This is a genomic window from Acetobacter sp., assembly GCF_047721705.1.
Taxonomy (GTDB): Bacteria; Pseudomonadota; Alphaproteobacteria; order Acetobacterales; family Acetobacteraceae; genus Acetobacter.
The window spans coordinates 1-3,551 of record NZ_JBDNXK010000165.1; the positions used below are offsets into that span (position 1 = coordinate 1).

6 protein-coding genes and 1 pseudogene are annotated in these 3,551 nt (G+C 59.8%); 1 reads left to right on the forward strand and 6 read right to left on the reverse strand.

The window, feature by feature from the left end; all coding sequences use genetic code 11:
- The 4 genes from ABF824_RS16015 to ABF824_RS16030 form a co-directional block, all read right to left on the reverse strand.
- On the reverse strand, positions 1-433 hold a 433-nt coding region (locus ABF824_RS16015; RefSeq protein ID WP_415489962.1), incomplete at its 3' end, for a hypothetical protein.
- A gap of 80 nt (positions 434-513) precedes the next feature.
- Entirely contained in the window at positions 514-1,317 is an 804-nt protein-coding gene (locus tag ABF824_RS16020) for a hypothetical protein (RefSeq protein WP_415489957.1), read from the reverse strand.
- 314 nt (positions 1,318-1,631) lie between these two features.
- Entirely contained in the window at positions 1,632-2,489 is an 858-nt protein-coding gene (locus tag ABF824_RS16025; protein WP_415489958.1) for a KilA-N domain-containing protein, read from the reverse strand.
- A gap of 20 nt (positions 2,490-2,509) precedes the next feature.
- Positions 2,510-2,695 (reverse strand): Arc family DNA-binding protein, encoded by a 186-nt coding sequence (locus ABF824_RS16030; RefSeq protein WP_415489959.1) that lies wholly within the window; start codon positions 2,693-2,695, stop codon positions 2,510-2,512.
- A gap of 90 nt (positions 2,696-2,785) precedes the next feature.
- Here ABF824_RS16030 and ABF824_RS16035 point away from each other — a divergent pair, with 90 nt between their 5' ends.
- The gene (locus tag ABF824_RS16035; RefSeq protein ID WP_415489960.1) at positions 2,786-3,070 is read left to right on the forward strand and encodes an Arc family DNA-binding protein; all 285 of its coding nucleotides are present in this window, start codon (positions 2,786-2,788) and stop codon (positions 3,068-3,070) included.
- 56 nt (positions 3,071-3,126) lie between these two features.
- Here the strand turns inward: ABF824_RS16035 and ABF824_RS16040 are convergent, their stop codons facing one another.
- Both ABF824_RS16040 and ABF824_RS16045 read right to left on the reverse strand, forming a co-directional pair.
- Positions 3,127-3,270, reverse strand: coding sequence for a hypothetical protein (locus ABF824_RS16040; protein WP_415489961.1), 144 nt, complete (start codon positions 3,268-3,270; stop codon positions 3,127-3,129).
- A pseudogene (locus ABF824_RS16045) lies at positions 3,267-3,551 on the reverse strand (hypothetical protein); the annotation flags it as partial. The gene ABF824_RS16040 and the pseudogene ABF824_RS16045, both read right to left, overlap by 4 nt.

Below are 3,551 nucleotides of genomic sequence, written 5' to 3' on the forward strand. Positions count from 1 at the left end.
TCCGCAACGCTTCACGGTCAGCAATCAGCCGCGCAGCTTCCGTATGCCGGGCGTCATCATTCTGCGCCAGCATCTCCGTCTCGTAACCGACCTGCCGCGACATCTCGACATCCGGCAGCGATGACAGCGGGGCGTACGCCACCGGCAGGCTGATCTGCTGCCCGCGCGTGCGGCTGGCCGATCCTCCAACGCCGATGGTCGGTGCGGTGGTGACTGCCCCCACGGTGAACTGGCCGCCCTGCGTGAATGAACCGGACAGTTGCAGCGTCACGTCGTCCGCAATCGTGCCCACCACCGGGTCAGACTGCTCCTGACGACACTGTGCGGCCCGGACGGCACGGGCGAACAGTGTCTCCTGGTCCTCTGTCCAATCGCCTGCATGCGATACTGCCACCACCCCGGCTTGTGCCAGACTGGACTGGATGCCTGCCATGGCGGCCGGGATTGTGGTCTGCACGGGCGCTTGATGGGCGCAGGCGGACAGGGCCAGCAGACCTGCCAGCAACGCGGCCCTCACGCTACACCTCGCAGATACGCTGCATTGGCCTCAACCAGCGCCGACCAGTCATCACCAGCCGGATACAGGCCGCCGGGTGCGTGCAACTGCCCCCACGCCAGACCGTGCACCTCCATGATCCGCGACCGGACCCAGCGCCACGTTGCTTTCTGCTTGGTGCCCCACGTCAGGAGCGTCACAAGGTCGGTATCGTCGGTTCCTGCGTAATCCCACAGGAGCAGGCAGTGGCCGCCAGCGCTGCCCGGCGTTGGGTCTCCATAGTCGGCCGGGCTATCCGTGTCCCACACTGGCGGCAGGTTGCCATCTTGGTCCTGCCACATATCTGCGTTCGCAAGCTGCACGCCCAGATAGGCGGCGGACAGGCCAGCGGTGATATTGCGAATCCCATTCAGGTCGCTTGGATCGGCGCTGCCCCATACCGGATAGAGGGTCTGGGTTTCCAGCTTACATCCCGAGCGCTGGGCAGACGTGAGCACGTCAACCTCCACGCCCCCATTGTCTGTGTTCGGTTCATCTGGCACGTATCCGGTGGACTGGCTGTAGAACCGCACTACGGCGCCTGTGGTGATGCCTGCCACATCAAAGCCGGACAGTGCGCCGGTGGCATGAAGGTGGTTCCCGATCCCTGCCGCCGTGCAGTCCCCCAGCACATCATTGCCCAGCATGGCCGGGCGCGGGTCGATATGGTCGCGGATCAGGCGCGGGGGCGCCTGCCGGGCGCAGAACCCGCGCATTACCGACAGATGCGGCTGGCCGGGCCGGTGTTCAGCCGGGCGGCAGCCGAGGAGGCGTTTTGTCATGGTGTGTTCCAATAAAAAAGGCGGCTCCGAAGAACCGCCTTGTGGTTATGCAATTTGCCTGTGTGGCACGGGCCAAAGTTCTATCGGCTCCACGCATATCCCGCGCTTGCGCAGGAAGATGCACCGGGCCTGCTCGACAACCTTCTCGCGCCCGATCCGCGTCCGAATGTGCAGGATACAGTCATTCCGCGACCACCTTGCCTGTGCGTCATTCGGCCTGTGAGACAGGGCGCGTTCCCATCCTTCACAATTTGCTATCCAGATCAGGAGTTCCTCATCTTCCGGGCAATGCCCGCTGACCGTATCCTCCTGCGCTACGTTGTCGCGCGCTCCGGGGATTTCGCGAAAGGGACAGGCTTACCCTCCCCTGCGATCATGGCGGTCCGCAGGATGCCCACAAGATCGGGCGACCACTTCAACTGCTGCTGCGATCCCTTGCCGTGCTTGCGGGTCGTATCGAACATGCGGCCATACTTCATGCCCGCTTCGGTCATCGTGTAATCGCTCGATGCGCTGGAACCGACCGCCTTCACCTGATAACCGATATTGATGATCAGCTTGTTCGTGGCAATGGCGCTCAGGCCGATCTGCTTCCCGATCTCCGTGGGAGTCAGGTAGTTGTCCTGCGTCGGGGCGGAAACGGATGTGATGCCCATCAGTTCCAGCGGATTGACGCCGGACAGCTCCTTTGTCCCGCGTGCGGCCATCAGAAGGCGCTGGTTCTCGTCCATGCCGGGGATGTGGGCCGTGACGCGCAGGCAGCGCTCGAAAGCCACGTCGAATGCGGGCTTGCGGATGCGCTTGGGCTTGGCTTCTCGTGGTTGTTCAATTTGAACACGATCCATGACCAAGTCATCGAATGCGCGGATGACAGTTAGGTAGAAATCTGCGCTGATCCATGTGGCATAGTGAATGACAGCCTTGCGGTCAGCCCAGTATCCGCGACCGTCATTCGGTCCTGTTGTGACGACCGAAATAGAGGTGGCGCGGTTTTCGGGGTCACCCTCTAAAGCACGCAGAAACTCTTGGGTTTTTTCAGATTCGAACCACTTTGATGGCTGATTTTTCTTATCCTTTCCAGACACACCCCAGCAATCACTAAGAGAATACCGGCCCTCGGCATCCCGACGGATTACGGTGGAAAGGATGGTCAGTTCTGTGTTATGCGTCATCGTGTTGTGACTTCCTATGGTCATTTCTGGAAGGCAGCGGGATCGGTCGCCAAACTTGTTCCCGCTGCCTTTTCTGTTTCCATCAAATTACGAATAATGGCTGAAAACTCACCATTCATGCTACGATCAGACCGCCTTGCGCGGTCCCGCAGGTAGTCTCGTATGGTCTGATCCATACGAAAGGTGATTGTCGCTGAGTTCGTCATATCTCCCTCGTGATGTCACTATGACTTCATACGTTTGAAGTCATTATGGCGTCAAGTGGAAAATGAAGTCAGAATGACGTATGATTGGACATGACCGATGATTCGCGCGCAACCTTCACGCTTCGAGCCTCTCGCGCCTTTCTTGATCTCCTCAAGAATGAGGCCGATCTGCATTCTCACTCCATGAACGCGGAGATCATTCAGCGCCTCGAGCAGTCGCTTCAGATCGGCGGATTAGTATCTACGATCAAATCCGATGATTTGAACCCGGAAGAATCAGCTTTGGTGTCGCTTTGGCGAGGATTGGATCGTGAGCACCGTGAGGCTGTGATTAGCGTGGTTTCTGGTTTGGTCCGCTCAAAGAAATATATCTGAAAGACCGAAGCCATCCGCCGCCTGATCGCAAAAGGCTTGGAGTCCGAGCGATCCAGTTAAGGCGCAGGCGGCCCAAGCGTGTCGTCAATCTGGCGTTCGCGCCGAGCCTTCAGCCATTCGGCGATGCAAAAAGCTATCACCTGAAAGAAAGCCCCGCCGGTCAGGAACAGGCCCAGACCGGCGAGCGCGTGCGTCGTCATCCCTGCGATGCCGAGAAGATGGCGATCTTGCCAATGGCCGCGTTCGGATCGACGGGGGATACGGCGCGCAGGCGCGGGCCGGACATATCGACCATGGCCTTGAGCAGATCAATCAGCGTTTCCGCCGCCCCTGCTGCCGTCTTGGCGTCAGACACAACGCTACTGGTCAGGTTGGCCGCCGTGCCGGTGATGACGGCGACAATCAGCGTGTCCACCTTCTCCACATCGGCTAGGATGCTGTGGAACGGCGTCTTCACGCTGTCGCTGTCATAGCTGTCAGA

Bases quoted from the DNA above. Each gene is read 5' to 3' on its own strand.
- ABF824_RS16020 (WP_415489957.1), bottom strand. From the start codon at position 1,317: ATGACAAAACGCCTCCTCGGCTGCCGCCCGGCTGAACACCGGCCCGGC.
- ABF824_RS16025 (WP_415489958.1), bottom strand. From the start codon at position 2,489: ATGACGCATAACACAGAACTGACCATCCTTTCCACCGTAATCCGTCGG.
- ABF824_RS16040 (WP_415489961.1), bottom strand. From the start codon at position 3,270: ATGACGACGCACGCGCTCGCCGGTCTGGGCCTGTTCCTGACCGGCGGG.
- ABF824_RS16030 (WP_415489959.1), bottom strand. From the start codon at position 2,695: ATGACGAACTCAGCGACAATCACCTTTCGTATGGATCAGACCATACGA.
- ABF824_RS16035 (WP_415489960.1), top strand. From the start codon at position 2,786: ATGACCGATGATTCGCGCGCAACCTTCACGCTTCGAGCCTCTCGCGCC.